The 26,777-nt window shown below is 62.8% G+C and carries 30 protein-coding genes; 12 read left to right on the top strand and 18 right to left on the bottom strand.

Annotation, left to right across the window (positions count from 1 at the left end; all coding sequences use genetic code 11):
• Positions 1-12: 12 nt before the first annotated feature.
• Genes P0D80_RS19755 through P0D80_RS19695 form a run of 13 tightly spaced genes read right to left on the bottom strand, consistent with a single transcriptional unit; the run spans position 13 to position 12,004 of the window.
• The gene (locus P0D80_RS19755; RefSeq protein WP_408286163.1) at positions 13-1,278 is read right to left on the bottom strand and encodes an NAD(P)/FAD-dependent oxidoreductase; all 1,266 of its coding nucleotides are present in this window, start codon (positions 1,276-1,278) and stop codon (positions 13-15) included.
• Positions 1,271-2,236, bottom strand: coding sequence for a VOC family protein (locus tag P0D80_RS19750; RefSeq protein ID WP_408286161.1), 966 nt, complete (start codon positions 2,234-2,236; stop codon positions 1,271-1,273). Before P0D80_RS19750 ends, P0D80_RS19755 begins: the two co-directional genes overlap by 8 nt.
• Before the next feature lie 26 nt (positions 2,237-2,262).
• Complete coding sequence (locus tag P0D80_RS19745) at positions 2,263-3,753, bottom strand: aldehyde dehydrogenase (RefSeq protein WP_408286354.1); 1,491 nt, start codon at positions 3,751-3,753, stop codon at positions 2,263-2,265.
• A 39-nt stretch (positions 3,754-3,792) separates the two neighbouring features.
• Positions 3,793-4,623 (bottom strand): aspartate dehydrogenase, encoded by an 831-nt coding sequence (locus P0D80_RS19740; protein ID WP_106299779.1) that lies wholly within the window; start codon positions 4,621-4,623, stop codon positions 3,793-3,795.
• Positions 4,616-6,274: a thiamine pyrophosphate-binding protein gene (locus tag P0D80_RS19735; RefSeq protein ID WP_408177554.1), complete on the bottom strand. Its 1,659-nt coding sequence runs from the start codon at positions 6,272-6,274 to the stop codon at positions 4,616-4,618. Before P0D80_RS19735 ends, P0D80_RS19740 begins: the two co-directional genes overlap by 8 nt.
• Positions 6,267-7,076, bottom strand: coding sequence for an SDR family oxidoreductase (locus P0D80_RS19730; protein WP_408177555.1), 810 nt, complete (start codon positions 7,074-7,076; stop codon positions 6,267-6,269). The genes P0D80_RS19735 and P0D80_RS19730 overlap by 8 nt, the downstream gene beginning before the upstream one ends.
• Positions 7,076-7,981, bottom strand: a complete 906-nt coding sequence (locus P0D80_RS19725; RefSeq protein ID WP_408286159.1) for an IclR family transcriptional regulator — start codon at positions 7,979-7,981, stop codon at positions 7,076-7,078. The genes P0D80_RS19730 and P0D80_RS19725 overlap by 1 nt, the downstream gene beginning before the upstream one ends.
• Positions 7,982-8,881 carry an alpha/beta fold hydrolase gene (locus tag P0D80_RS19720; protein ID WP_408286157.1) on the bottom strand — a complete coding sequence of 300 codons (900 nt, stop codon included), beginning with the start codon at positions 8,879-8,881 and terminating at the stop codon, positions 7,982-7,984.
• A 38-nt stretch (positions 8,882-8,919) separates the two neighbouring features.
• Positions 8,920-9,447 (bottom strand): cupin domain-containing protein, encoded by a 528-nt coding sequence (locus tag P0D80_RS19715; RefSeq protein ID WP_408177558.1) that lies wholly within the window; start codon positions 9,445-9,447, stop codon positions 8,920-8,922.
• A gap of 26 nt (positions 9,448-9,473) precedes the next feature.
• Entirely contained in the window at positions 9,474-10,241 is a 768-nt protein-coding gene (locus P0D80_RS19710; RefSeq protein WP_408286155.1) for an SDR family oxidoreductase, read from the bottom strand.
• Positions 10,234-11,328, bottom strand: coding sequence for an aromatic ring-hydroxylating dioxygenase subunit alpha (locus P0D80_RS19705; RefSeq protein WP_132379261.1), 1,095 nt, complete (start codon positions 11,326-11,328; stop codon positions 10,234-10,236). Before P0D80_RS19705 ends, P0D80_RS19710 begins: the two co-directional genes overlap by 8 nt.
• A 48-nt stretch (positions 11,329-11,376) precedes the next feature.
• On the bottom strand, positions 11,377-11,688 hold the full coding sequence (locus P0D80_RS19700) for a recombinase-like helix-turn-helix domain-containing protein (RefSeq protein ID WP_408177561.1): 312 nt from the start codon (positions 11,686-11,688) through the stop codon (positions 11,377-11,379).
• Between the two features lies 1 nt (position 11,689).
• Entirely contained in the window at positions 11,690-12,004 is a 315-nt protein-coding gene (locus P0D80_RS19695; RefSeq protein ID WP_074289216.1) for a non-heme iron oxygenase ferredoxin subunit, read from the bottom strand.
• A gap of 441 nt (positions 12,005-12,445) precedes the next feature.
• On the opposite strand from P0D80_RS19695, the gene P0D80_RS19690 reads away from it, so the two are divergent.
• Entirely contained in the window at positions 12,446-13,519 is a 1,074-nt protein-coding gene (locus P0D80_RS19690) for a porin (RefSeq protein WP_408177562.1), read from the top strand.
• Between the two features lie 90 nt (positions 13,520-13,609).
• Here P0D80_RS19690 and P0D80_RS19685 read toward each other — a convergent pair whose 3' ends face one another.
• Positions 13,610-14,584, bottom strand: coding sequence for an IclR family transcriptional regulator (locus P0D80_RS19685; RefSeq protein WP_408286152.1), 975 nt, complete (start codon positions 14,582-14,584; stop codon positions 13,610-13,612).
• A 326-nt stretch (positions 14,585-14,910) separates the two neighbouring features.
• Here P0D80_RS19685 and P0D80_RS19680 point away from each other — a divergent pair, with 326 nt between their 5' ends.
• Together P0D80_RS19680 and P0D80_RS19675 are read left to right on the top strand one after the other, a co-directional pair.
• Positions 14,911-15,198, top strand: a complete 288-nt coding sequence (locus tag P0D80_RS19680; protein ID WP_132379269.1) for a hypothetical protein — start codon at positions 14,911-14,913, stop codon at positions 15,196-15,198.
• Between the two features lie 98 nt (positions 15,199-15,296).
• Positions 15,297-16,991: an acid phosphatase gene (locus tag P0D80_RS19675; RefSeq protein WP_408177564.1), complete on the top strand. Its 1,695-nt coding sequence runs from the start codon at positions 15,297-15,299 to the stop codon at positions 16,989-16,991.
• A 62-nt stretch (positions 16,992-17,053) separates the two neighbouring features.
• Here the strand turns inward: P0D80_RS19675 and P0D80_RS19670 are convergent, their stop codons facing one another.
• Positions 17,054-17,728, bottom strand: a complete 675-nt coding sequence (locus P0D80_RS19670; protein WP_408286150.1) for a DUF4410 domain-containing protein — start codon at positions 17,726-17,728, stop codon at positions 17,054-17,056.
• Between the two features lie 159 nt (positions 17,729-17,887).
• Between P0D80_RS19670 and P0D80_RS19665 the strand changes: the two genes are divergently transcribed.
• The 6 genes from P0D80_RS19665 to P0D80_RS19640 all read left to right on the top strand — a co-directional run bounded on the left by P0D80_RS19665 (position 17,888) and on the right by P0D80_RS19640 (position 21,676).
• Complete coding sequence (locus tag P0D80_RS19665; protein ID WP_342960212.1) at positions 17,888-18,247, top strand: DUF3564 domain-containing protein; 360 nt, start codon at positions 17,888-17,890, stop codon at positions 18,245-18,247.
• Between the two features lie 265 nt (positions 18,248-18,512).
• Entirely contained in the window at positions 18,513-19,262 is a 750-nt protein-coding gene (locus tag P0D80_RS19660) for a DNA/RNA non-specific endonuclease (RefSeq protein ID WP_408177565.1), read from the top strand.
• The gene (locus tag P0D80_RS19655) at positions 19,255-19,515 is read left to right on the top strand and encodes a hypothetical protein (RefSeq protein WP_132383314.1); all 261 of its coding nucleotides are present in this window, start codon (positions 19,255-19,257) and stop codon (positions 19,513-19,515) included. Before P0D80_RS19660 ends, P0D80_RS19655 begins: the two co-directional genes overlap by 8 nt.
• 301 nt (positions 19,516-19,816) lie before the next feature.
• Complete coding sequence (locus P0D80_RS19650; RefSeq protein ID WP_408286147.1) at positions 19,817-20,197, top strand: hypothetical protein; 381 nt, start codon at positions 19,817-19,819, stop codon at positions 20,195-20,197.
• A gap of 250 nt (positions 20,198-20,447) precedes the next feature.
• Entirely contained in the window at positions 20,448-20,789 is a 342-nt protein-coding gene (locus P0D80_RS19645; protein ID WP_132383318.1) for a hypothetical protein, read from the top strand.
• A gap of 2 nt (positions 20,790-20,791) precedes the next feature.
• Positions 20,792-21,676: a 4-hydroxy-tetrahydrodipicolinate synthase family protein gene (locus tag P0D80_RS19640; RefSeq protein WP_408286145.1), complete on the top strand. Its 885-nt coding sequence runs from the start codon at positions 20,792-20,794 to the stop codon at positions 21,674-21,676.
• A 45-nt stretch (positions 21,677-21,721) separates the two neighbouring features.
• Here the strand turns inward: P0D80_RS19640 and P0D80_RS19635 are convergent, their stop codons facing one another.
• Positions 21,722-22,306 (bottom strand): lytic transglycosylase domain-containing protein, encoded by a 585-nt coding sequence (locus P0D80_RS19635; RefSeq protein ID WP_408286144.1) that lies wholly within the window; start codon positions 22,304-22,306, stop codon positions 21,722-21,724.
• Positions 22,307-22,552: 246 nt separating this feature from the next.
• Here P0D80_RS19635 and P0D80_RS19630 point away from each other — a divergent pair, with 246 nt between their 5' ends.
• Positions 22,553-22,777 carry a hypothetical protein gene (locus P0D80_RS19630; RefSeq protein ID WP_408177567.1) on the top strand — a complete coding sequence of 75 codons (225 nt, stop codon included), beginning with the start codon at positions 22,553-22,555 and terminating at the stop codon, positions 22,775-22,777.
• 34 nt (positions 22,778-22,811) lie between these two features.
• On the opposite strand, the gene P0D80_RS19625 is transcribed toward P0D80_RS19630, so the two are convergent.
• The gene (locus P0D80_RS19625; RefSeq protein WP_408177568.1) at positions 22,812-23,525 is read right to left on the bottom strand and encodes a Crp/Fnr family transcriptional regulator; all 714 of its coding nucleotides are present in this window, start codon (positions 23,523-23,525) and stop codon (positions 22,812-22,814) included.
• A gap of 91 nt (positions 23,526-23,616) precedes the next feature.
• Here P0D80_RS19625 and P0D80_RS19620 point away from each other — a divergent pair, with 91 nt between their 5' ends.
• Positions 23,617-24,156, top strand: a complete 540-nt coding sequence (locus P0D80_RS19620; RefSeq protein ID WP_408177569.1) for an Mpo1 family 2-hydroxy fatty acid dioxygenase — start codon at positions 23,617-23,619, stop codon at positions 24,154-24,156.
• 50 nt (positions 24,157-24,206) lie between these two features.
• Here the strand turns inward: P0D80_RS19620 and rarD are convergent, their stop codons facing one another.
• Entirely contained in the window at positions 24,207-25,103 is an 897-nt protein-coding gene (rarD, locus tag P0D80_RS19615; RefSeq protein WP_408177570.1) for an EamA family transporter RarD, read from the bottom strand.
• Between the two features lie 582 nt (positions 25,104-25,685).
• Here rarD and egtD point away from each other — a divergent pair.
• Positions 25,686-26,666 carry an L-histidine N(alpha)-methyltransferase gene (egtD, locus tag P0D80_RS19610; RefSeq protein WP_408286140.1) on the top strand — a complete coding sequence of 327 codons (981 nt, stop codon included), beginning with the start codon at positions 25,686-25,688 and terminating at the stop codon, positions 26,664-26,666.
• Positions 26,667-26,777: the final 111 nt, after the last annotated feature.

Here is a 26,777-nt window from a genome sequence, read left to right as displayed (position 1 = left end):
CCGTAGATGTGGTTAGGCAAGCGCCGTTGAGGCGTCGGTCAGGGTGGCAAGGTCGATGGTTCGGCCTTGGTTCATCCATTTGCGCGACAGTTTCAGTTCGCGCGGCGTATTGATGGCGATCACACCGCGAATCGCGCTGTCTTCCAGATGGAACAGCGTGGCGCGTTTGCCCCGCAAGTCGCCGCGCACGGCGAGTTGTGCATCGCCTGGAATGTCGCCGAGAATCTGCAGGTTCACGTCATACTGATCGGACCAGAACCACGGAATATCCGCATACGGTTCGAAGGTGCCGAGCAATGCCTTCGCGACGGCAATCGCCTGGTTCTGCGCATTGGCCCACGATTCGAGCCGCACGCGGCGCTTGAGCCACGCGCTCGGATGGTTGGCGACGTCGCCACACGCGAAAATGCGCGGGTCGTCCGTGGCGCCGAAATGATCGACCACGATGCCGTCTTCCACCTTCACGCCCGCGGCTTGCGCCAACGCCGTGTGCGGCGTGAGACCGATGCCGGCCACCGCAAAATCGGCGTCGAGCGTCGAGCCGTCCGCGAACGTGGCGCGAATGCGATTGGCGTCGTGCGGATGATCTTCGAGCGCGGTGAGCGAAGCGTTCAAACACACGTCCACGCCGTTCGAGCGATGCAGGTCGAGCAGGAAACCAGACACCATCGGCGGCAACGAACGTGCGCACAGACGCGGCGCACCTTCCACCACCGTGGCCTCGACGCCGAGCTTGCGCGCCGTGGCCGCGACTTCGAGGCCGATCCAGCCGCCGCCCACCACCAGCACGCGCTTGCTGGCACGCAGGCGTTCACCCAAAGCAACGGCTTCATCGAGCGTACGCAAGTAGGCAATGTGCGAGGTCTTCACAAGCGACTCCGGCAACTTTCGCGCCGCACCGCCCGTCGCGATCACCAGACGGTCGTATTGCATTTCGCGGCCCGACCGCGTGCGCACGATGCGCTGCTCGCGTTCGATCGAAGTCGCGCAATCCGGCTGCCAGGCTTCGACGTTCAGCGCGTCGAAGTCGTCGGGCTTCACGAGCCGCACGGTGTCGATATCCGCTTCGCCCGCCAGCACCGCTTTCGAGAGCGGCGGACGTTCATACGGCAGATGGACTTCGTCGGCGATCATCACGAGGCGACCGTCGAAGCCTTCCTTGCGCAAGGTCTTCACGACCCAACCGGCCGCCTGACCGCCGCCGATCACGACGATCGTGCGCGGGGCTTCGAGTCCGGCATGGGCGGCTTGCGCCTTTGCGGCAGCAGCGTCAGTCATTTTTGCGCTCCGTCATGAACTTGCCTTCCGGCGCCTTCGCGTTTTTCTGGCGCCGTGTATTGCCGTCGATGCCGCCGTCGATCGCCCATTCGGCGAACACGGTCGGGCCCGGTTCGAAATCGCGCGGCTGCCAGTCGGGCGTGAGCTGGTCTTCGTCGGCGTAATACTCGATCAGGCCGCCCGCCGGGTTCTGGAAGTACCAGAAGTAAGCCGACGACACCGGATGACGCCCCGGCCCGAGTTGCGTGTCCCAGCCGCAGCGGCTGATATGCATGCCGCCGCCGAACACTTCGTGGATATCGCGCACGGTGAACGCGACGTGATTCAGGCCGCGCTTACCGTTGGGCAAAGCCAGCAGAAAAATGTCGTGATGGCCGCCGTGCGGCGCGCAGCGCATGAACGCGCCACGGCCCGGATAACGGTCGGACATTTCGAAGCCGAGCAGTTCCTGATAGAACTTTTCCTGTTCGGCGAGACGGTTCGTGAAGAACACCACGTGGCCCACTTCGACCGGCTCGGCGCGCTCGTAAATCGGCGACGGCTGATCGACGCGCAACGTTTGGCCCCACACGTTCGACGGCGAACCGTGAATGTCGAGCGCGCGCTTGCGGGTCACTTCGACGCGAATCGCCATGCCGTTCGGGTCGATGCAGCCGACGGCGTCGTCGGTTTCGAAATGGCCCGGCTGACTTGCGAAGCGCCCGCGCAATTCGTCGAGTTCGGCTTTCGTGGCCACGCCCCACGTTACTTCGCGCAGCGTCGGGCCTTCTTCGAACGCGGGTGGCAACGAGGGATCGTCAGCGTTCACAACGAGAATCGTGCACCCGTTCAGCGTTTCGAAGCGCGCCTGCGTTTCATCGTGCGCGACTTCCTTCAAGCCCCAGTCCGCGAAAAAGCGGCGACAGGTGGCGAGATCTGTCACGCCGTAAATAATCTGTTCAATGCCGAGAATCGTCATAACGTGCCTCTTGCGTATCTTGCGTATTAATTCGCCCACGCCAGCGGCGCGTCGTTCAAGCCCCAGTAGAGGCTCTTCTGTTGCATGTATTCGCGGATGCCGAGCCGGCCTTTCTCGCGTCCCATGCCGCTCTCTTTCCAGCCGCTGAACGGCGTCGAGATCGAGAACAGCTTGTAGGTGTTGATCCAGATGGTGCCGGCTTCCAGTGCGCGTGCGATCCGGTATGCGCGCTTGTAATCGCGCGTCCAGATGCCGGCGGCGAGGCCGAACACACTGTTGTTCGCTTCTTTCAGCAGCGAGGCTTCGTCGTCGAACGGCATCGCCACCAGCACCGGGCCGAAGATTTCTGCCTGGCAGATACGGGCGTTGTTGGTCAGGCCTTCGAGAATCGTCGGCTGGAAGTAGGTGCCTGCTTCGCGGCCATCGCCGACCGGGCGTTCGCCGCCGCACAGCAGGCGGCCGCCCTCTTCCAGGCCCAGCGCGACATAACGTTCGACGGTTTCGCGATGCGCCGCCGTAATCAGCGGACCCATCTGCGTTTGCTCACGCGACGGATCGCCGACACGCAGTTTGCGCGCGCCTTCCGCGAGACGCTTCATGAACGCGTCGTAGATCGAGCGCTGCACGAACAGGCGCGAACCCGCGATGCACGCTTCGCCCGACGAACTGAAAATGCCGTACAGCACGCCGTTGACCGCATGATCGAGATCGGCGTCGTCGAAGACGATGGTCGGCGACTTGCCGCCAAGCTCCAGAGACACCGGCATCAACTTGTCCGCCGCGATGCGCGCGATGCCGCGGCCCACTTCGGTGCCGCCCGTGAACGACACCTTCTTCACCAGCGGATGACGCACCAGCACGTCGCCGATTACGGAGCCTTTTCCGGGCAACACGCTCAGAACGCCCTTCGGCACACCGGCTTCTTCGCAAATGCGCGCCAATGCCAATGACACTAAAGGCGTCACTTCAGCCGGCTTCAACACGACTGCGTTGCCGCCCGCGAGTGCCGGCGCGAGCTTCTGCGCGTCCGATGCAATCGGCGAATTCCACGGCGTAATCGCGGCGATCACGCCGATCGGTTCGTAGATGCTCATCGTCAGATAGTCGCCGCGCGAGGGCGTGACTTCTTCGTCGAGCGTTTCGAGGCACGCCGCGAAATAGCGGAACGTGTTCGCGGCGCTCGCCACCAGCACGCGCGTTTCGCCAATCGGCTTGCCGTTGTCGCGGCGCTGCAGTTGCGCGAGCGCTTCGTGACGCGCCATGATCAGATCGGCGATGCGGTACAGAATCAGCGCGCGTTGATGCGGCTTCAAACCCGACCAGTCCGCGCGGCGCCATGCGATATCCGCCGCTTCCACGGCGTCGCGGGCGTCGTCGGCATTAGCCGTCGAGATTTCCATGTTGACCGACTGATCCGCCGGATACAGGCTTTTGTACGGGTTGCCGCGCCCTTGCCGCCATTCGCCGCCGATGAAAATATCGCCGGTGGGCACGAGGCTGGTATCGAAGTGAGTCATGTCGGTCATTCCGGTTTGCTTCAGCTAATCAACTGGGGCTTAAATCACGCAGCGCGCCGCGCGATTGCGTAGCGCACGCATCGCGCTGTACGCGGTCAGTGCGGACGTCTTGGGGTTATCCGGCAGCGGCTTGCCGCACATTTCCAACGACATCTCGCCGAATGCGCCGCGTGCCACGATGCGGTGCACGTTGCGCGTCACGTTCGGATCGGCGATCAGTCGAACCGTGGTGTGGTCGAGACCGAGGCCGGCTAGCGCGATCGTCGCGGCCACGTTGGCGTTCTTCGGATAGAGCCGGGCCGCTTCGCGCGCGCTGCCTTCGAAGATCACCTTCTCTTCATTCAGCGTGTGCAGATCGCAGAGCTGTTCCGCCGGCGTGCCGAGCCAACCCGTGGGCGGCTTGCGGCCGGTGTACAGCACTTCGTCGAGACCGCCGAGCTTGGCCGCGGCTAGCGCATCCACGCCGCCGATCGCGCCGGAGAGCAGCGTCAACGTGGCGTCGCCTTCATCGGCGGCTGCCGAGAGTGCGTCGAGCAGCAGCATGTCGGACAGCGCGCCGATGGATGCGACCGCGCAGTCCGTGCCGGCCTTCAGCAACGGAACCACGTGATCGACCAGTGCGCTATGTCCCGCGCATTCCAGCGCGAAATGCGGCTGGCTGCTCAACGCGGACACGGAGGCCACGACATCCACCGAGTCGCCCACTACTTCACGCACCGAAGCCATGTGGCGCTCCGGCACGATCACGTGCGACACGCGCACCGTCGGATCGGCGGCGACCGAGCGATACACCGCCTGGCCAATCGCGCCGAAGCCGATCATCGCGACGTCGACGGGTGCGTGATGCCCCGCGTAGCCCGCGTCACGCATGTTCCGGCTCCTGTTCCTTGACCGGCGGCCCCGCGAACGCGGTGGCGAACGAGCCGACCGACAGCATGTCCACTTCGACCAGCACCGGACCCGTTTTCGCCATACCTTCGCGAATGATCGCGTCGGCCTGGTCGAGCGATTTGATGCGGTAGTGCGTGAGCTTCAGGCTTTCGCAGAACTGCGCGAAATCCGGCTGATGCAGATCGACGTAGCAGCGGCGGCCACCGTATTGCGCGTCCTGAATGTTGCGGATCACGCCGTAGCACTGGTCGTTCATCAGCACGATCATCACGTTGGCGTTTTCCTGCACGGCCGTCGCGAGTTCGCCCACGTTGACCATCAGGCCGCCGTCGCCGACGAGGCACACGGTCTTCGCCGCGCTACCCGCGAGCGCCGCGCCGATGCCCATCTGCATGCCTTGGCCGATGCCGCCGCCGAGCGCGTGAACACCTGCACGCGGCGAGAAAATCTTCAGCATGCGGTTGCCCCACGTGCTGTTCGAGATCGTGACGTCGCGCACCCAGTTGTAGTCGCGGCCCACCGCCGACTGCAGCGCGTCGACGAGACGCTTGTACGGGCCGAGGCCCTTGCCCACATCGGCGACGGCGCTTTCGCGCGCGGCAGCGAGATCCTGCGCGAAAGTCGGGTCGACCTTCAGACGACCTTCGAGCAGCGTTGCAAGTTCTTCGAGTACCGAAGATGCATCGCCGTGAATGAACATCTCGTTGCGATAGCCGCGGTTATCGGCGAGCGCGTCGGCGTCGATGCGATACAACGGTTGCGGCAACGCGAGCTTGTACTTCAGCGTTTCATTGCCACGCAGACGCGAACCGACCACCACCAGCGCGTCGCAGGTCTTGTAGAAGCTCTCGACCGCCGTGTGCACATTGAACGCGCCGAGCGTGGCCGGATGATCTTCCGGCAGCACGCCACGGCCTTGCACGCTGGTCACGACGCCGAAGCCCAGCGCCACCAGACGCTCGACCGCCTGGGTCGCGTGACGCGTGCCGCCGCCCAGCCACAGCAACGGGCGCTTGGCCGTCGCCAATGAATCGGCGAGTTGCGCGACGCGCTGCTTGCAATGCGTGAGCGTCGTGATGTGCGGCGCGGCCAGATCGGCGGGCCATTCGACTTCGGCGGCCTGAATGTCGATCGGAATCTCGACGCTCACCGGACCGCTCGGCGCGGTTTGCGCGACACGCACGGCTTCGCGGATAGTCGGCAGCGCGGTTTCAACGGAACGCACGCGAAACGCGGCCTTCGAGATCGACGACAGCATCGACAGTTGGTCCGGTGCTTCGTGGATATACGCGAGGTCCTGATCGAGGTATTCGGTTTCGATCTGGCCCGTGACGTGCAGCAGCGCGGTGCCGGCGGTCAATGCTTCGACCATCGCGCCCGCTGCGTTGCCCGCCGCGGTGCCCGTGCTGGTGAATGCAACGCCGAGGCCGCCGGAGACGCGCGCGAGGCCATCAGCCATGTTCACCGCGCCGGCTTCGCCGCGCGCGCCGACATAGCGGATCTTGCCGCGGTTATGGATCGCGTCGAGGATCGGCATGTTGTGGATCGAGATCACGCCGAATGCGGTTTGAACGCCGCATTGCTCGAGAAAGGCGGCGATCAGTTCGCCAATGGTGGTTTTGTTAGACATGTCGTGCAACGCCTCCAGAAACATCGATATGACTGCCCGTCGTATAGGACGACAGCGTCGTAGCCAGATAAAAGAGCGCTTGAGCGGCTTCTTCGGGGCGACCGAAGCGGCCTAGCGGAATGTTTTTCTTGCGCGCCAGCTCGGCCGTCCAGTCTTCCCAGCTCTGGCCCGGCTGCGCTTCTTTTGCGTAACGGCGGCGCCATTGACCCGATTCGACGATGCCGATCAGAATCGAATTGACGCGGATGCGCTGCGGCGCGAGTTCCACCGCGAGCGACTTGAGCAGGTTCTGCACGCCGGCGCGCGCCGACGAAGTCGCCACCATGTGCGGCTCGGGTTGCAACGCCAGCAGCGAGTTGACGCAGACCACTGAAGCGCTTCTGCTCACCCCAGCCGAGTCGCGCAGCATCGGCAGAAATGCGCGGGTCGGGCGAATCACGCTGAAGTACTTCAGGTCGAGTTCTTCGCGCCAGGCGTCGTCGGTGGTGTCGGCAAAAGTGGACACGCGGCCCTGGCCAGCGTTGTTCACCAGCATGTCGGTGCGGCCGAAGCGCGTCTGCACCGCTTCTGCGAAAGCCTTCACGTCGTCGGCGTCGAGTACGTCGCAGCGGCGGGCAAGCAACTGCGCGTTCGGAAACTGCGCGTTCAGCGCGGCTTCCGCTTGCGCGAGACGTTCGGTGTCGCGGCCGCAGATCGCGACCGAGGCACCCGCCCGCAGAAACAGTTCGGCGGTCGCGAGGCCGATGCCGGACGAACCGCCCGTCACCACCGCTACCTGTCCGGTCAAGTCGATTTGGATCATCAGAGTCCCAATGCTTTCATGTAATTGCTGCCCGCCTTCGGGCCACCCTTCGGCCGATAGTTGAGCCGCTGCGAAAGTTCGTCGGCCGCGCGGCGGACCTTGTCGATCAGGCCGCTATCGAGCAGCGACGCATCGATCTCGTGGCGCGGAATCGTCGTCGTGATCACGGCGACGATGCGGCCCGTGTCGTTGCGCACCGGCGCGCTCACCACCGAAATGCCGCGCTCGAACGACGACTCGCTGATCGCGAATCCGCGCATCGCATCGTCGCGAATCCGTTCGTACAGATCGTCTACGGTGACCGGCGTCTGCTTCGTGTAGCGCTCGAGTTCCGGCTCGGGATAGAGCTTCTTCAGCTCGTCGAGCGTCATGTCGCCCATCAGCACCTGGCCATGTGTTGTGGCATAGGCCGGCAGACGCGTGCCCACGTTGACCTTCACCGAGCTGAAAATCGGCGCATGGCTTTGTGCCTTGGCGACGAACACGACGTCACGTCCATCGCGAATCACGATGTGACTCGTGAGGCCGGTTTCCGTACGCAGCGCCTCGATAATCGGCAGACCGAGGTCGGTCAATTCGAGCGAGCTCAGATACTCGAAACCGAGCCGCAGCACCGCGACGCCGAGGCGATAGTTGCGGTCCTTGTCGGCACGCTCGAGAAAGCCGAGCGATTCGAGCGTTTGCAGCAGACGGAACACTGTCGTGCGAGGAATCTTCAGGCGCTTGGATAATTCCGGTGCGCCGAGAACCGGTTCGCGCGGCGAGAACTCCGTGAGAATCTTCAGACCGCGTTCGAGACCCGGCACCCGGTAGGCGGTGTCGCCGTTGGTGTCGTTGCCGGGGTCATTGCGGACTTCGTCCGCGTCGCGCTCGGCGTTAATTGTGTCGGGCGTGTCGGGCGTCATTCATTGGCTCCGTTGTCCGTCGCTCGAGCGACAGAACGTGTCGATGATCGCGGTGTACGCGGCGGGTGCTTCGATATAGCCGGCGTGCCCCGCGCGCGGCACGACCTGCAATTGGGTGCCCGCGGCCAGTGCGAGTCGCTCGCAGGCTTCGGGCGTCGTAATGGTGTCGTCGGCGCCGGCGGCCACGTTGATGCGGCCTGTGTAGCGCGCGAGGTCGCCGGCGAGATCGGCGTTGGCGAGCAGATGCGTCGCCTGCGCATAGCCGTGCGGGATCACGCGCGACATGTTCCAGCGCACCCATGCGCGCGCTTCGCCGCTTGCGTGAGCGGACAACATATTGGCGCTGCGTTTTTCGGCGAGGCCTTGCGGACCGAGTTCATTCAGCATCGCAAGACGCTGATCGCGCTTCGTATTGCGTACATCCGCCGACGCTGCGCCGTAGCCACCAGCGGGCGACAACAGCAGCAAACCAGCCACACGCTGCGGATGCGTCACGGCAAACGCGCCGGCGATAATCGCGCCGAGCGAATGGCCAAGCAGCACGCACCGTTCGATGCCGAGCGCGTCAAGCCACTCGTTCAATATGCCTGCGTAATCACTCGCCACCGGCGATTCAGCCGCGACCGGCGTGGATGCGCCATAACCCGGCGCATCCCACGCCAGCACGCGGCGCGTCGCGCCGAGTCCTTCGAACTGCTGCACCCACGAAGCCGCGCCCGAACCGATACCGTGCAGCAACACGAGCGGCAGCGCGCTGTTGTCGGCGCTATCCACTTCGCGATAGCTCACCGCGCGTTGCGAGGCCAGCCAGATCTGTTGCGCCGGAAAGCGCGCGAGGCGGGCTTCGAGCGTGGCGTGCTGATCGGCGCTATCGGTGATAGAGGACGGGACTGCGGACATGATTTCCTTCGCGGGTGTTTTGAAACCGGTACGACGGCTTAGCGCTTGAGCTTGGCCAGCGGCGAATCCGGCGGATACGTCGGCGTAATGGGCTTCGGCGAACCGAGCATCACGCACATCAACGCGTCTTCTTCGCCGACGTTGATTTCCGTGCGATACACGCCCGGCGGCACCGAAATCAGATCACGCTCGCCGAGGACCGCTTCCCACGTTTCGCCGTCTTTCTCGCAGATCACTTTCATCTTGCCGCGCAGCACGAAGAAGATTTCTTCGACATCCATATGAATATGACTCGGGCCGATGTTGCCGGCCGGGATCACCATCGTCGAGAACGTGAAGCCGCCTGCGGGCACCGTGTTCATGTCTTTCGCGACGCCCGTGCCGCCAGTGCCGACATAGCGCATTTGCGCACGGCGATACTTCGGGTCGTAGTCGGCCTGGAACTTCAACGCGTCCCAGTCATAGCGACGCGTTTCCAGGCGCGCGACGCGAGTGTCCAGCCATTGGGCAAAGCTCGCGTCCGCGGGTTGGTCCCACGATTTGCGTTCGATATCGGCGTCCGCCATCTCTTTCTCCTTTCGATTCGACAAGATCAATTCATCACGAAGCCGCCGTTGACCGGCAGCAATTGGCCGGTCACGAAGCGAGCGGCATCGGATAACAGGAACAGCACCGGCCCGGTGACGTCGTCGGGCACTTGTGCGCGCGTGAGCGCGCGGCCTTGCAAGTAATACTCGTGACGCTCGGCGGGCACGTACGCGGTCGCCTCGACTTCGGTCAGCCCCGGCGCGATCGCGTTGACCGTCACCTGATGCGCGCCGAATTCACGCGCCAGTGAGCGGGTCATCGAAATCACCGCGCCCTTGCTGGCGACATAAGCGAGCAGCTTCGGCGCGCCCCACATCGCCGTGTCCGAGGCGATGTTGACGATGCTGCCGCGGCCCGAGTCGCGCAGATACGGCAGCGCGGCAGTGCTCATCAGCCAGGTGCCGCGCACGTTGACGTTCATCACGGCGTCCCACGTATCGACAGACAACTCGTCGGCAAACTTGCCGCCTGAGTTGGTGATCGCCGCGTTGTTGATCAGGGCGTCGAGACCGCCGAGCTGCGCCGCGCCTTGCTCCGCGAATTGCTTGATGCTCGCGGGATCGGCGAGATCGAGCGGTACGTATGTGACCGCGTGGCCTTGCTCGGCGAGCGATGCGGCGAGCGCCTTGGCTTCTTCGTGCAGCACGTCGCCGAACACGACGCGCGCGCCGGCCTGCACGAGCGAGCGGACGAATGCCGCGCCGAGACCACGCGCGCCGCCCGTCACGAGGACGCGCCGGCCGTTGAGCACTGCGGACGCGTCGTTATGCATGGCTGTGGCCTGCATCTGCCGTTTGCGCGGCGCCTGACTTCGCGGCTTCAGCGCGATGTGCTTCCAGCGCGGCGAAGTCCTGCTGTGCACGCTGACGCAACATGCGGCGCACACGCGTCATGCCGACGTCGTGCTGATACAGGAACTCGTGATTGCGCGCGTTCGGCGCCATGCTTTCCAGCACGTAGCGGTCTTGCTCCAGCACGGCCCAATGCAGACCTTCCAGGCGGTTGCGGTACAGGAAGCGCCAGGCGTCGCGTTGCCAGCCCGACACCTTGCGGGTGCGCCAGAAGTACACCTGACAGTTGTCGCCGTCGACCGGCGTCGCAAAGCCGATGATCCCGAAGTTGCCGCCCGGGCCGAACTTCTTCTTGTAGGGAATCGCGAGGCGCATCCACAGCGTGCCGGTTTCGCCGAGTTCCACCCAGTCGAAATTCACGTCGCGCTGGCCGACCTTTTCGAACATCAGACCGGTTTCAGTCTTGCGCACGCGCATGTCGGCCTGCTTGTCGCCTTCGGCCATCGAGTGCGAGGTCGCGTGCAGATACGCGCCGTGCATCGGGTCCATCACGTTGTCGATCGCGTACTGGTAATTGCACTTCCAGTTCGACATGCACAGGAAGCTCGCGTATTCCTCGCCAACCAGCTCTTCCGGCAACACCAGCGGCGTCGGTTCCTTATGCGCTTCGTCGCCGAACCACAGAAAGATCGCGCCGGCATGCTCTTCGACCGGATATGACTTGACGCATTTCTGGCCTTCCAGCGGGCAGTTCGACACGGCCGGCACTTTGGTGACTTCGCCGCTGCCATCGATTTCAATGCCGTGATACCAGCACGCGACACTGCCGCCGAGGTTCCAGCCGAGCGACAGACGCGCGCCGCGGTGCGGGCAGCGGTCTTCGAGCGCGTGGACTTTGCCTTCCTTGTCGCGCCACAGCACGATCTGGTCGCCGAGGCGCGTGATGCCGACTGGCGCGTCGCCGACTTGCCAGCTCGGCGCAACGGGATACCAGTAGTTACGCAGGCCTTTGTCCAGATACGACTGGATCGGGTCAGCCGCGCCTTGAGTTGTATTGGGGGACGTCATGAAGAGACTCCGGATACGGATGCGATGAACGTGTTCGGGAAAGCGCGCTTATTCGGCGAGCAGGCGGAATTCAGCGGCGAGGCGGTCGGCGTTCCACGTGCTGCCTTCCGGGGTGCGGAAGCCGACGCGGTTCAAACCGTCGACCACTTCCTGCAACTCCACCGCGCCCGCTTCGAAAACTTTCTCGAGCGCATCGCCAAAGTCGTTTTCGTATTGCGTCGGCTCGGCCTTACGCGTCTGCCAGATGAAGTTCTCGGTCTCGCCCGGCTTTTCGATCACCCCCTTGCCGGCGACGTTGTTCGGCTGCGGCGCGAGCCACGGCTTCAGGAAGGGATTGAAATTCACGATTTGCTCTCGCATGTCATTCCACCTTGATCTGGATTTCTTCGCCGGCGAGACGCACCGAGTACATCTTCAGGTCGCGGCCACCGGGCTCTTTCAAGCATTTGCCGGTCGGGATATGGAACACGGCCTCGTGCAGCGGGCACTCGACGGTGTCGCCGTCGACAAAGCCCTGCGTCAGCAACGCGTACGCATGGGGGCAGACGTTTTCCAGCGCGTACAGCGCATCGCCCACCTTGTAGATGCCGATCTCCGTGCCGTCGAGTTTGAACTCGAGCGGCGCGTCATCGGACAGGTCGCCGGCATGGCCGGCGCAGCGCCATTGTTCAGTCATTTCTCGCCTTCTCCTGAAGCCTTATGTTCCATACAAGGAACATCAGTTCGTGTATGGATAATTATAGGAGCGGCTTCGACCAGAGAAAATAAAAATCTGGACTGGTAGGGGAAAACACCGAGTGTGGCGCTCTCAACACAGCATCGCGCGAGGCGGCGCGAATGGCTACGGCACTCGCCGAGCAGTGCAGGGCTTGGGTTTGAGCCAAATTTTCCGATGAATCCGGCCACCCTTATGCGGGTTTGTACGGGGTCCGAAAATTTATTTTGACTACTCTCAGACTCACTATAATTTTCCATAGGCGATACAGACGCCCATAGGTGGAACATAAAGCGGAGCAGTTTTGGCGCATAAACCCCAGAGCTGCATTCAACCCAAAGCAAGGATCAGGGACGACGAATCCGGCGAGAGCTATCCGTCGTGTGATCAGGAGAACCAACGGTGAAGCACATCATTGCGGCCGGCTTGACGGCAATCTGCGCAACGACAGGCGCATGGGCGCAGAGCAGTGTGACGCTATACGGCAGCCTGGATGCCGGTGTCGCGTATATCAGCAATGTAGGCGGCCATTCGAAGTGGATGGAAGAACAGGGCAACATGCAGCCTGACCGCTGGGGCCTGAAGGGGGTGGAAGATCTGGGCGGCGGCCTGAAAGCAGTCTTCCAGTTGGAAAACGGCTTCTATACGAACACCGGCGCGTTCGCTAAACCCGGCGTGCTGTTCAATCGCCAGGCGTTTGTCGGCCTGAGTTCGGACACGATCGGCACGGTGACGCTCGGTCATCAGACGCCGTTCAGCTTCGACGTGTTGGGTCCGCTGAGCACGGCCTATCTGGCGGCCAGCTGGTACGCGTTCCACCCGGGCAATATCGACGAGCTCGCTGACACGGGCGTGGTGCCGTTCGACAATTCGGTGAAATTCCGCTCGGCGAGTTTCAGCGGCTTCCAGGTTGGCGCGATGATGGGTCTCGGCAACACGACCAACTTCTCGACCGGCAAGACCTTGAGCTTTGCGCTTAGCTATGCGAACGGTCCGTTCAAGGCCGGTGCGACGTATGCGAACGAGCACAATCGCACACCGTCGATCGTCACGACGGGCATCACCAACTTCCAGGGCGTGCCTGCGGCCAACTACACCGCGGACAAGGTCGAAAACATGGGCGCGGGCGCGTCATACCAGTTCGGCAAGCTGCTGGTGCACGGTCTGTACACGCGCGTGAAGCTGGAGTCGGGCGGACACTCGGACACGTATCAAAGCTACGACGTCGGCGCGAATTATCAGTTCACGCCGTTCAACAGCGTGGCCGGCGGCGCTGCCACGACGACATTGGCGGGGCATCGCTGGACGCAGTTCGAGATCGGCGATATCTACGCGCTGTCGAAGTCGACGCAGTTGTATGTGAATGCGCTGTACGAGCGCGCCGGCTCGAATACGGATGCGGCGTTCTTTACGGCGGGTGTGTCGAGTGGACGGAACCAGACGATCATTCTGACCGGCATCCATCACTCGTTCTGAGGTTCTGCTGAAACCGCGATGTGGAGCATGCAGTCCGGCCGCAATCGCAGCCGGACTAGCGCTGAAGTGAATGCGGAAGTAGAGGCGGAATCAACCGGCCGCCACCGACTTGCGGCGAGCCTGAACCGCGGTCGGATCATCCGGGCGCGGCCGGTAGCTGAGTCGCTCGGACAGTTCGAGCGCCGCCTGGCAAACCGCGATGATGAGCGGCTCGCGCTCTTCGGCTTCGCCGATATCCGAACGCGGAATCGTCACGGTCAACGCCGCTGCGATCTTGCCGCTCTGCTCGCGCACCGGCGCGCTCACCACCGAAATACCTCGCTCGAACGACGCTTCGCTCACCGCATAACCGAGCGCCGCGCTCTCGCGCACTCTTTCGTACAGTTCTTCGACGGTGGCCGGCGTGCGTTCGGTGAAACGTTCCAGTTGCGGCTCCGGATACAACTGACGCAACTCCTCGAAGCTCAGATCGCCCATCAATACCTGACCGTGGACCGTCGCATGCGCCGGCAAACGCGTGCCGACATGCACCTTCACCGAACTGAACATCGGCGCATGGGTTTGCGCCTTGGCAACGAACACCACGTCGCGCTGATCACGGATCAGCAGATGTGTGCTCAGACCCGTGGCGTCGCGCAGGCGCTCGAGAATCGGCGTGCCGACATCGGTCAATTCGAGCGAACTCAGATATTCGAAGCCGAGCCTCAACACCGCGACGCTCAGGCGGAAATAGCGGTCGCCGTTGACGCGCTCGAGAAAGCCGAGCGCTTCGAGCGTCTGCAATAAACGGAACGTGGTGGTGCGCGGAATGCCAATGCGCTTCGACAATTCGGGCGCGCCAAGCACCGGCTCACGCGCGCTGAATTCCGCCAGAATGCGCAGGCCGCGCTCGAGGCCCGGCACGAGATAAGTCGATCCGCCGGCGCTCTCTTCGTCGGTGGAATCCGGGGACTCGGCGTCGTTCGCCTGGGCCGGCGGCAACGCGCCGTCCTGCGAAATCGAGGCGGCCGCACCGCGTGGCTTTGCGTGCTTGCGTCCCACTCCTGTCTGCTCTTCTTTTGCCATCTTGGCTGCCGTTTCTGCTGTTCATCAAGGTCAGATCAGCATGATAGCGCGTGGCGCGCGCCGCCCTCACCGCCTTCGCTATTTCTTGCACGACGCCGTGGCCGCAAGCCGTGCGATCGTCGACCAACGCGACACGCGCGCGCTATGCCGGGTCGTGCGCCGGGTCGTGCGCCGGGTCGTGCGCCGGGTCGTGCGCCGGGTCGTGGTTAACCATGCCATTTGCTGCACCGCCACCATTTCGTGCGGTGCTATGCTTTGAAGCGGTCCATTGCGCGAGGTCTCGCTGCCGCGCATTCGCTCCGCCCAGGCGTCCGGAGGCCATGCTCATGTCCGATTCCATTCAGATTCAGGTTGCCGACTCGCACCTTTATCCGGGCTGCGCGGTGCGCATCGCGCACTTGCCCGAGCCGGCCCGGGGGGCAGCCGCCGTCGTCGAATTCGCGGATGGTTCCGGCGCCAACGCCACGTGCCACCGCCGAGCGCTCGACGAACTCGAATTGATGGTCGATCGCTATGCCACGCAAAAGCGTCACCCAGTCGATACGCGGCATTGGCTTCTGCTTGCCGTCGACGCCACGCATAACAGTTGGCGCGTGAAGCGCCGGCTGCCTTAGTCTGCATCTCTCGCCGCTTCGAATCCGCAACCGGTGCCGCGCGCACGCCGCTCCGAGCGGCGCTCTAGTGCCCGTCACAGCCACTTCGGAACCTACCGATGACCGACCACGACTCCACTCTGCCGCCGAACGCCGACAACGCCGATAACGCCCCCGACGACCCCGACCGCCGCCGAGTCCTGACCGGCCTGGCAGCGGTCGGTATCGGACTGGCGCTGACGGGCTGCAAAACCGACCAAAGCATGTCGAGCACTGGCGCGCCGCGCAGCGCTGCCGACTTGCGGCTCGACGCCGCGCTTCACGATCAGGTCAAGCACATCGTAGTGATCTACGCGGAGAACCGCAGCTTCGCGAACCTGTACGGCAATTTCCCCGGCGTCCAGCATCCGCTCGATGCCGTGAGCGCCGAGCGCTATCTGCAACTCGACCGCGACGGCAAAACGCCGCTGCCGCGCTTGCCGGCCATCTGGGGCGGCCTCGTGCCGCAAGCCCAGGAAGTGGACGGCAAGCGCTACATGATCGGCCAGAAGGATATCGTCAACCTGCATAACCGCCCGTTCCATATTGCCGACGCGCAGGGCGCGCCGCTGCCGACCGGCGTGATCACACGCGATCTGGTGCATCGCTTCTATCAGAACCAGATGCAGATCAATGCCGGCCGCAACAACCAGTTCGCCGCATGGGGAGATTCCGGCGGCCTGGTGATGGGGCACTACCGCAATTCCGCCGACACGCTGCGTCTGTGGAATCTCGCGCAGCAGTACACGGTGTGCGACAACTTCTTCATGGCCGCCTTCGGCGGCTCGTGGCTGAACCACATCTTTCTGATCTCGGCGCAGGCGCCGTTCTATCCCGACATCCAGAACAGCCCGGCGAAGAAGATGGTGTCGGTGGTCGACGGCGACGATCCGACCGGTACGCGGTTGAAGCAGTCGGAAGAGTCGCCCGCCTCCGCACTCGACGGCCCGCCGAAATTCGTCAACGACGGCGCGTTCACCGCCGACGGCTACGCCGTCAACACCATGGCGCCGCCGTATCAGCCGAGCAACGTGCGGCCGGCCGAAGGCGGCAATCCGGCCTTCGCGGACCTGTCGAATCCGCGCGTGCTGCCGCCGCAGAATTACGCGACGATCGGCGACCGTCTAACGGACAAGGGTGTCGACTGGGCGTGGTACAGCGGCGCCTGGCAGTACGCGTTGGAGCATCAGGATACGGGCGCGGTGCCCGACTTCCAGTATCACCACCAGCCGTTCAACTACTTCACCAACTACGCGCCGGGCACGGCGGCACGGCGCAAGTATCTCCGCGATGGTGGCCTCGGCAACGACGCGTCGACCAACCATCTGATCGCGGATATCGATGCAGGACGCTTACCGGCAGTCGCGTTCTACAAGCCGCAAGGCGATCTGAACATGCACGCGGGTTACGCGGACGTCGAGTCGGGCGACCGCCACATCGCGACGGTGATCGAGCATATCCAACGCGGGCCGCAGTGGGCGAACACGGTCGTGATCGTCACCGTCGACGAGAACGGCGGCTGGTGGGACCACGTGTCGCCGCCGAAGGGCGATCGCTGGGGTCCGGGCTCGCGGATTCCCGCGCTGGTGATATCGCCGCTGGCGAAGAAGGGTTACGTCGATCACACGGTGTACGACACCAATTCGATTCTTCGACTGATCAGCCGTGTGCACGGCCTCGCGCCGCTCGACGGTGTGGTGGCGCGCGATCGCGCATTCGCGAGCAATGGGCTCGCGCCGCTGGGCGATTTGACAGCGCCGTTGGATCTGGCTTGAAGGTTCGAGAGTTCGTGAGAGTTGAAACGCCTGCGGCCGCGCCGCCGGCGTTTCAGCACAAACTACTGCGCGACGCCATGCAGCTTGGCGATCACCGCATCTGAAATCTGCTGCGCCGTCTTCTTGATCGTCTTCTTCTCGTCGCCGCTCGCCATCACGAACTTGGCGGCGATCACGTACGGATTCAGTTTGATGACCGCGCCCGGCATGCCCTTGCTGTCGGCTTCGTCGACGGCCTGATACAACGGCGGCAAATCAGGCGCCCCGAGACTGTCGCACGACACCGCCACCTGGATGTCGTTCTGGCCCGCGCCGAAACCCACCATGGCACGCCGGAGGCGATTGCCATCATCGACACTCAGAAACACGCCGCGCACTTGCCAACCGACAGCCGGCAACGGCTGACCCGGCGCACTGCGGCGCGCATCGACACCAGCCTTCTTCAGATCGTCCGTCAGCGCGTCCGCCATTTCGTCCACGATGTGTTTGGCGTGGTCCTGAGGATTTTTGTCCTGCCCCATCGGTCCCGGTCCGCTCGGCAGCAAACCGCGCAGGCGGCGCGCGCGTTGGCCCGGTCCGCTGTCCGGCGTCACGTTCGCCACGTCCAGATCGAAGTCGGCTACATAGACGATCGGCACCGGCGCGGCGAACGGTGCGCTGTCCGCCGCGGCGCTGACGGCGGCCACCGCGCTCAGGCATCCCGCGATCACCGCGCATTGCAGAAATCGACTCAGCATGGCATGCCTCCGCGAACGTCAACAGGACGCGGCTATCGTACAGCCGTACGCATCGGGCGTCCGTTTTTTCGTGCCTGATCGTCATACGTTTTGCCTTGCATAACACGCTTTGCGGCGTAGACTGGTAAAGCCAACTTCGCACTTTGTACGGAACCCGCCATGCGACTGACCATCCTCATCAACGGTTCCGATCCCACCGTCAGCCATGACTACGCTGTGCTATGGCTCGATACCGACGAACACCGGTGGTCGAGAGAAGCACATCAAGGGATCGATCTGCCCCCCTGGGGCGAGTTACACGACGATAACGGTGTGACGACCCTCTGTGCGCCCAGCACGGATGCGCCGTTGTGCACGCTGCGCGGATTGCACGTGGACCGCAAGCAGCGCGTGAGCGCCGCGCAAGGCGCCGCAGCATGGACTGCCCTGCCGACGCGCGCGACGACCAGCGGCTTCTGGCGTCTGCAAGCAGTGGACCGCCAACAGGTCCGCGCTGAACACAGCGTATTCGGCAATTAAGTTTCCACACCCTTTTTTATCGGTCGAATTTTCCGTGCGCGAGCGGCGCTTCGCTAGCGCATGGGTACATTCGTATGCGCGTTCGTGCGCACTTTTTTTCGATTGCCGCTTTCGTCTCCTGCGCATTTAAGCTCGCCTTAAGTTTGCGTGCGTAGAGTTGGAAGTCCACGCATTAGGGTCGCTGCAAGGCGGCCCGTTTTTTTTGGTGCGGCGCGATGTGGTCGCAACGCTATACTTGCGCCCCCATCCCTCGACTGACTGACACATGAAGAAGTGGTTTGCCTGTCTGTTGTTCGCCGTTGCCGCTCACGCTAGCGCAGCGCCTTCCTGCACCCAATTCACACCGAATGCGCAATGGCCGGTTCTGAGCAATCAGAAGATGGCCCCGAAAACGCGCATGCTTTGCTATAGCGATTTCGCGGTTTTGCATTCGGGCATCACGCACGGTCCGCTGTGGTCCGCCGAGCATCTGACGCGCGACCATATCGAAGCCGCCAAAGACATGGTGCGCACCAACAAGTTCTTCGAAGACGCGCGTCTGCCGGACGGCGAAGGCGCCACGCTCGCGGACTACAAGCGCAGCGGGTTCGATCGCGGTCATATGAGCCCGGCGGGTAATCGCTGGAATCAAGAGGCGATGGCACAATCGTTCTCACTGGCCAACGTCGTGCCACAAAACCGCGAGAACAACCAGCGTCTGTGGGCGCGCATTGAAACCTCGGTGCGCAAGATCGCCGTGTCGTACGACGATACCTATGTCGTCACCGGCCCGATCTTCAACGGCCAGCAGTTGCAGACCATTGGACCAACGCGCGTGTTCGTGCCGACGCAGTTGTTCAAGGTGGTCTACGTGCCGTCGCGGAAGCTGGCGTTCGCCGTGGTGGTGGACAACGTCTCGACCAACCGTTACGACATCAAGACAATTCACGAACTCGAAGCAGCATCGGGCATCCGTTTTCCGGGCATTCCGGAGAACCTCAAAGATCAGCGACCGGGAGGACTGAAAGGTGTTTAAACCCTATTCGAACGACGACGATGTGCTGAACATTCAGGGCGATGCGTTGACCGTGAGTAACGGTACGACGCGCATCGTGCTGAATGGCACGCTGGAACTGACGCAGGATCAGCGCGGATTGAAGGCGGCGCTGGCACTCAAGGAAGCAGTGGATGCGATCGTGACCAGCTTGCAGGCGCAGAGCAATTTGCCCGCGAAAGTGAAGGATGAACCGGATGCGAAACCGGGGGTCGTCCAGAACCCGTTTCAATGACGCGCTAACTTAGCGCAGTCATGCGGAGGCGCGAAGACGTTCGCCGCCTTCGCCTTTCGCACGCGGTCTCACGTTTCGGAATACCCCTGCTAGCGCATCGTCGTATCCGGCACCGTTCACCGCCGTGGGCCGCGTAGCTGAAACTGCTTCGGGATCCCCAATATGTTTCAGCGGTTACGTTTTGTCACCACACCGTCGTCAACTCCTGTCTCCCCGCCAACGTTAAACCGGCAGCGCTGAAACATTTCAGCCGCGATACAAGAATCAACCAGGAATCAACCGGTTAACCAGGAGTTAAACCATGAAGACGCTTTTCGCCGCTCTCGCTTCCGCTCTGCTCGTGTCGACCGCTTTCGCTCAAACGGCCGCACCGTCCACCACACAAGCCGCCCAGCCCGCGCAGACGCAGCCCGCTGGCCAGGCGAACCTGAAGGCGAGCACCGCCGTGCAAACGGGCGCCACGGACGAAGGCGCCGCGGCAACGAAAGCGCCGGCCAAAGCCGCCACCAAAGCGCAAGTGAAGAAGACTTCCGCCCATCACACGGCAAAAGCCCACAAGACCACCAAGAAAGCCGCGGCAGAAACGAGCGCCGCCAAGACTAAAACGGAGAGCGCGAAAGAGGCCAGCAATGCCCCGGTGAAAACCGACGGCGCAAAGACCGACACGACGAAAACGCAATAACACGTGATCGGTTCCGGCACGCACCGGCCAGGCATGTGTAGGTAATCGAAGCCGAATGTGCCGTTCAGGGAGGGCGAGTCATATGACTCGCCTTTTTTCATGCGCGTTTCGGATCGCGTCGAGTTCTTGCACGTTAAGGGAGCCGTATGATTTTTCCAACGAACACCCCAATTTTTGCACCGCGTTTACCCGCAGACGTCTAATCTGAAGCTGTCTTGATCAACCATGGCGTCGACGAACGCCGCATCACATGGCTCTCACACAATCAATCGACAGTTTTGCCACTCAGCCGCTCAACGAGCCGCACGTTCAACGCAACAACGTCATTCCCTTTCCCGCGACGCGCGTCCGCTTGCAGGTAACCCTGCCGCACCGATCGTACGAACTTCCCGGCACCCAGCTTCGCGTCCTGCTTCATTCTCCTCTCGGTGTCTACGTCGTCTCCACAGAAGCGGTCCGCCAGGAAATCCGCGTGCAACTCGACATTGCCCCCGACGACCTCGACTTCACGCTGCACACGCTGATCTCGACGCTTCCCGCTGCGACGATCGGGCCATTGAAGCGCCGCAGCGCGGCCGCAAAGGCGCGCTAATCATGTTCTCAGGTATCTGGTTGCCCATCGTTACGCCGCTGCGTAACGGCGAAGTCGATATCGACTCATTGCAGCGCCTCGCGGAATACTACTTGCGCACGGAGATCAGCGGCATCGTCGCGTTGAGCACGACGGGCGAAGCCGCCTTGTTACAGGAAGCCGAGCGCCTCACCGTATTGCAGGCGCTGACCGAAGTGACCGGCTCCCGTCTGCCGATGCTGATCGGCGTCGGCGGGTCGAACACACGCGACGTCCTGCACGATATTCAGCGCTATGAGCGCTGGGAGTGCGCGGGCTATCTGGTCTCCGCGCCGTCATACGTGTGTCCGGATCAGGCCGGCGTGCAGTGGCACTTCGAGCAGGCCGCGCTCGCCACCGAGCGCCCCATCGTCCTGTACGACGTGCCGCACCGAACCGGCGTGACGATCGCGCCGGATACCGTCGCGCGCCTCATCGAGTGCGGCAACATCGTCGCGATCAAGGAGTGCGTGAAGGAGCATTTCGACAAGTTGAGCGCCCTGCCGATCAACGTCCTGTGCGGCACGGACGAAGCCTTGGACGATTGTCTGCATCACGGCGGAACAGGCGGCATTCTGGCCAGCGCGCACGTCTGCGCGGATCTGCTAGTCGCGTACCAGGACCTGCTCGGGGCTGAACGCGAGGTGGACGCGCGCAATCTGTTCGCCAGCTTGCTGCCCGTCTTGCGGCTCCTGTTCGCCGCGCCGAATCCGTCCGCAATCAAAGCCATGCTGGCCTTCGATCATGCGCTCAGCGACGAAACACGCATGCCGATCTCGCGCGCTTCGGCGCAGCTCGTCGATCGTCTGAGCACCGCGCGCGACAGGCTGCAGGATTTGCGTGCCGAGTTTGCCGGCGTGATGAGCTAGCGCACTCCCATTCGATCTATCCTCACTGCGCCGCGAATGAGTACTTCATTCGCGGCGCAAGCTTGCGTCGAAACGCTGCATATTCAGCACGACGCGGCGCGCATAGCCACGCCCGCCGCCGCTGTAGCGAAACAACGCGGCATCGATATCGCCGTCGCTCTCGTCGAGATAGCGGCGCAGAATGGTCGAGCCGATCCGCACATTGATTGCCGGATCGGACAGATCGGTTGCGCCCGCGATCAATTGCGGATGTGCGGCGGGCAGGATCTGCATGAGCCCTCGCGCGCCCGCGACGCTGACCGCATGGCGATCGAAGCTCGATTCAACCGCCATCACCGCAAGCAGCAAGACGGGCGAGATCGCGTGGCGATCGGATTCGATCAGCACGGCGCGCGCGATCTTCAGCGATTCCATTGGCGCCACGCGAAATTGCGCGCGCAGCACGGCGGTGATATCGCTGAGAGCCGGCAAGCTGGTTTCTGAAGTCGCCTCGCTCGCAACGATGGGTGCCTGTGCAACCGGCTGAGCGTCAGCGGCATGCGCGGCAGTGGCGCATGAGACGAAGATCGCCACAAGCATGATCGTCAAGCCGGATACCGGATAGCGGCCGACTTTTCGTTGTACTGGCACACCATCCAGAACACCATTTCCATGCATATTTTCGCTTCCTGACCGGGGTGTCTCGACCTTACCGGGCTGGATGTAGCGAATCGCAAAAGAAACAGGGGCGTGCCGTAAAAAGCTTATAAAGATTTCAGCGTCGCGTAGTGGATTGCGGCGGCCGTATACATCTCTTTTGCGCCGGGCAACGCGTTATTGAGCCGTTCGATATGGCGGAAATGTCAGACTCCAATGATCGATCATCGGAAAGTCATCATGTCCAGTCTGAACATCCGCCAGCACGCCGCCGTTTCGCTAGATGACACCAGCGACACGCCGCAACGCGCATCGCTCGCCGGGCGGAAGACGGCTCGTCAGCGCACGCTTGCGCTGACCGTCGCGAGCAGCGCCATCGCGGCCATCGCTATCGCGGTGGGCTTGCCGTCGATGGGTATCGCGGTCTATCTGGCCGCCACGCTGCCGTTTGCCTTCTTCTCGTGAGCAAGGCGAAAGAAAAAAAGCAAAAGCACAGCAATCAATCCGCAGCGGGATTCAACTCCGCCAGCGCGCCAAGTTTTTGCACATCGGTGATTTCGATTTCCGCATAGCCGAGTTTCAGTGCGCCTTGTGTTTCGAACTGCTTCAACACCTGGTTGATCGTTTGCCGGGAGAGCGCCAGCATCATCGCGAGATCTTCTTGCGGGACTTTGAGCACGCGCCGCAATGCACCGGGCTCGCCGTAGCCGCCTGCCATCAATAACAAGCGGCGCGCCACGCGTTGCGCGGCGGGCAGCAATGCGGCCTCTTCGATCGCGTCGAACGCAAGACGCAGCTTTTGCGTCAACAGCAAACCGAATAGATGCCAATAGGCGGGCGTGCGTTCGAGCAGCGCGGCGAGTGCGGCGCGCGGCACATGAAACAGCTCGGAATCGCGTTCGGCATACGCGTCATGGGTTCGCGGCCGGTTGTCGAACAGCGCGATCTCGCCGAACCAGTTCCCCGGATCGATGACGGCAAGCAAGGCCTCCTTGCCCGCCGAACTGGCCGCGCCGATTCTCATCAGGCCATCGAGCACACAATAGAGGCCATCATCGGAATCGCCGCGCGTGAAAAGTCGCTGACCGGCAGCGAGACGTTCGACACGCCCCGCTTCGATCAACTGCGCCTGCATCGCGGGCGGCGCCGAGCGAAACCACGCGCTGCGCCCAAGCAACGCGGCAAGCTCATTCGATGGAAAACTCGCTGTCATAGAACGGCACTCATGCCCGATTGTCGGCTACCCGATGGTTTCAAATTCCGCTGCCCGCGATTATGCTGACTTTGAAGGAGGAGCGGCATCCATGAGAACGCTGACGCAACAGCTTACGCAATACGCGGCCTACCATCGTGACCGGCGCAATATCGCCACGCACTTCGTCGGCATTCCGATGATCGTGCTGGCCTTGGCGGTGTTATTGAGCCGGCCTGCTTTCGCTGTCGGCGCGTGGCCGCTGACCTTGTCGCCGGCGTGGGTGTTATTCGTCGCGGCAACGCTGTATTACCTCGTGCTCGACGTGCCGCTCGGCGTGATGATGGCGTTCGTGTCCGCACTCTGCGTCGCGTTCGGCCAGTGGACAGCCACGCAATCCACGTTCGCGTGGCTCGTGATCGGCGTCGGGCTCTTTCTGGTCGGCTGGGTGTTTCAGTTCATCGGCCACGTTGCCTACGAACATCGCAAGCCGGCCTTTGTCGATGATGTGATCGGCCTGCTGATCGGACCGCTGTTCGTGCTGGCCGAAGCGTTGTTCGGCTTCGGCTGGCGGCCCGCGCTACGCGAAGCGATCGAAGCGCAAGTCGCTCCGACGCGTATCAATGCTGACCGTACCGCGGCACATCGCTGAAGCGCGCCGCCCGCTTCATCGACTGCACGGTCGATCCGAATCAACCCAACTCAGTTCGGCGCGAAGCGAACGAGGCGCACGCTATGCAATGCCGTCAACGCGACCGCGATCCAGATGGGAATGTAGGTGGCCAACTGTCCCGCGCTCAACGTTTCACCGAGCAACGTGATCGAGATCAGCACCAGCAGCACCGGCTCGACGTAGCCGAGAATGCCGAACAACGCGACCGGCAACAACCGGCTCGCCTTGAGATACGACGCCAGCGCAATGGTGCTCAGTGCGCCGAGGCCAGGCAACAATAGACACCACATGTCAAGACGGCCGGAGATCATCGGCAGCGAGCCACCGCTGATCACGAACACGATTGCCGGCGGCAACAGCAGCACCATCTCCACGGTGAACATGGCGAGCGAATCGTGATTGATTTTGCGGCGCAACACGAAATATGGCGGATAGCCGAGCGCGACGAGCAAGGTCGGCCACGAAAACGCGCCCGTGATCCACAGCTCATGTGCGACGCCTGCCGCCGCGAACGCAACGGCCCACCACTGCAATCCGTCGAGGCGCTCGTGGTAGTAGAAACGCCCGACGAGCACCATCACCAGCGGCAGCAGGAAATAGCCGAGCGAGACGTCGAGCATCCGGCCGTGCAGCGGCGCCCATAGAAAGACCCACAGTTGCGCGCCGAGCAAGGCCGCGCTTACGATCATCGCGGCGCCGAGTGTCGGCTCGGTCACCATGCGGTAAAGAAGTTGCCGGAGAATCGGCAGGCGCTTTCGCAACGCCACCAGCAGTAGCGCGCCCGGCACAGTCCAGACGATGCGCCACGCGAAAATATCGAGGCCGTTCAGCGGCGCGAGCAGTGTGGCGTAAGCGGACAGTAAAGCAAACATCGTCGATGCGCAGACCGACAACGCGATGCCGCGCTTTGGGTCATACTGGTTCATCGAGCGCCCCGTTGGGCAAGCGCGTCGACGTGCAAGACAGGCGCGTGTGCAGGCAGATATGTTTGTAGCGCAGCATTCAATCGCGCAGCGTTCGTTGTTGTCATTAGAAGTGAGGTCTCACAAGCGGGCAGTGCGTATCCGGCACTGCGTTTTTTTGTCTTCGATAAGCGACGCAAAGGCGGCATTCTAGACGGGTTATCCGTTCGCGACTCCGCATGGTTTCGTCGGCGGGCTGAAATTATTCCGTGCGCATCGCGCGTCGATGGACTAGAACATAACTTCACGTGCGGCCAACAACGCCGGGCTTTTCACCGGCAACGCCGCACATCATCTCGCGCCAAGCGGCTCAAGCGCGAATCTTGCTACTTAGTCTTGCGACGCTGTTTGCATCACCGTTCGCAACGCCCTGCAGGAAGTCCCCTTGGGGGACGGCATGTGCAGCATCCATGAGCCGGGCCGGCGATGGCAGTCCTATGGACCGAGCCCGCCCTTCTTCTCCGCGGCACGCCTCAACTGCGTTTCATCACGCGTGCCGCCGCCCGGCAGCAATCCCGCTCATCGAATGTGACTACTGGAGCCAGCATGACCCAGCCAGCCCTATCGCACGACGCATCGCCCGACCTACGCTCCGCCTTTGCCGCCGACGTTCGCGCAGGCCTCACCCATACGCCGCAGAAAGAGCTGCCGTCGAAGTATCTGTATGACGAAGTGGGCTCCGCGCTGTTCGAAGTGATTACCGTGTTGCCGGAATACGGCGTGACGCGCGCCGAGGAACGTCTGCTGACCAAGCACGCCGCGGATATCGTCGCGCATCTGCCGCACGACGTGACGGTCGCGGAACTCGGCAGCGGCAGCGGCCGTAAAACACGGCGGATTCTGGAAGCGCTGTGTAAAAAACGCCCCACTTCTTACTGCCCAATTGAAATTTCGCGCAGCGCATTGCAGTTGTGCAGGCGCGAACTCGGCGACATCGAGCGCATTTCGATTGTCGGCTACGAACGCGATTACCTGGCCGGCCTCGCTGAAGTGAGCAAGCAACGCGCGGCGGACGAGCGGTTACTCGTACTGTTCCTTGGCAGTACGATCGGTAATTTCGGCAGACTCGCGGCGACGCGTTTCCTGCGCGATATCCGCAACATGCTCGCTCCCGGCGACGCTTTGCTGCTCGGCACGGACCTGATCAAGCCGACGCCCGTCCTGGTGGCCGCTTACGACGACTCGATCGGCGTCACTGCATCGTTCAATCTGAACCTGCTGGCGCGCATCAATCGCGAGCTCGACGGCGACTTTCCGCTGGAGGCGTTCGAGCACGTCGCGCGCTTCAACCCGGACGCGCGCAGCATCGAAATGCATCTGCGGGCGAAGCGCGATATCACCGCGCGTGTGGGCGCGGCGCAATTGACGGTGTCGCTCAAGGCGGGCGAAACGATCTGGACCGAGAGCAGCCACAAATATCGCGCGGAAGAAATGCCCGCGATTGCCGACGACGCCGGCTTCGTGTGCAGCCATCAATGGATCGAAGACGAATGGGGTTTTGCGGAGAGCCTGCTGGTGGCGCGTTGAGCGCGGCCGGCCGCTGACTGGGCCGCTGACTGAAGCACGGTCACGCAAACAAGGCGGCGCGCCATCGTGCATGATTGGGGGGCGGCGGTTTTTTTTTTGGGGGGTTGGGGT

This window comes from Paraburkholderia sp. RL17-373-BIF-A (assembly GCF_046030175.1).
Taxonomy (GTDB): domain Bacteria; phylum Pseudomonadota; class Gammaproteobacteria; order Burkholderiales; family Burkholderiaceae; genus Paraburkholderia.
This window is presented reverse-complemented; position numbering and strand designations above follow the sequence as displayed.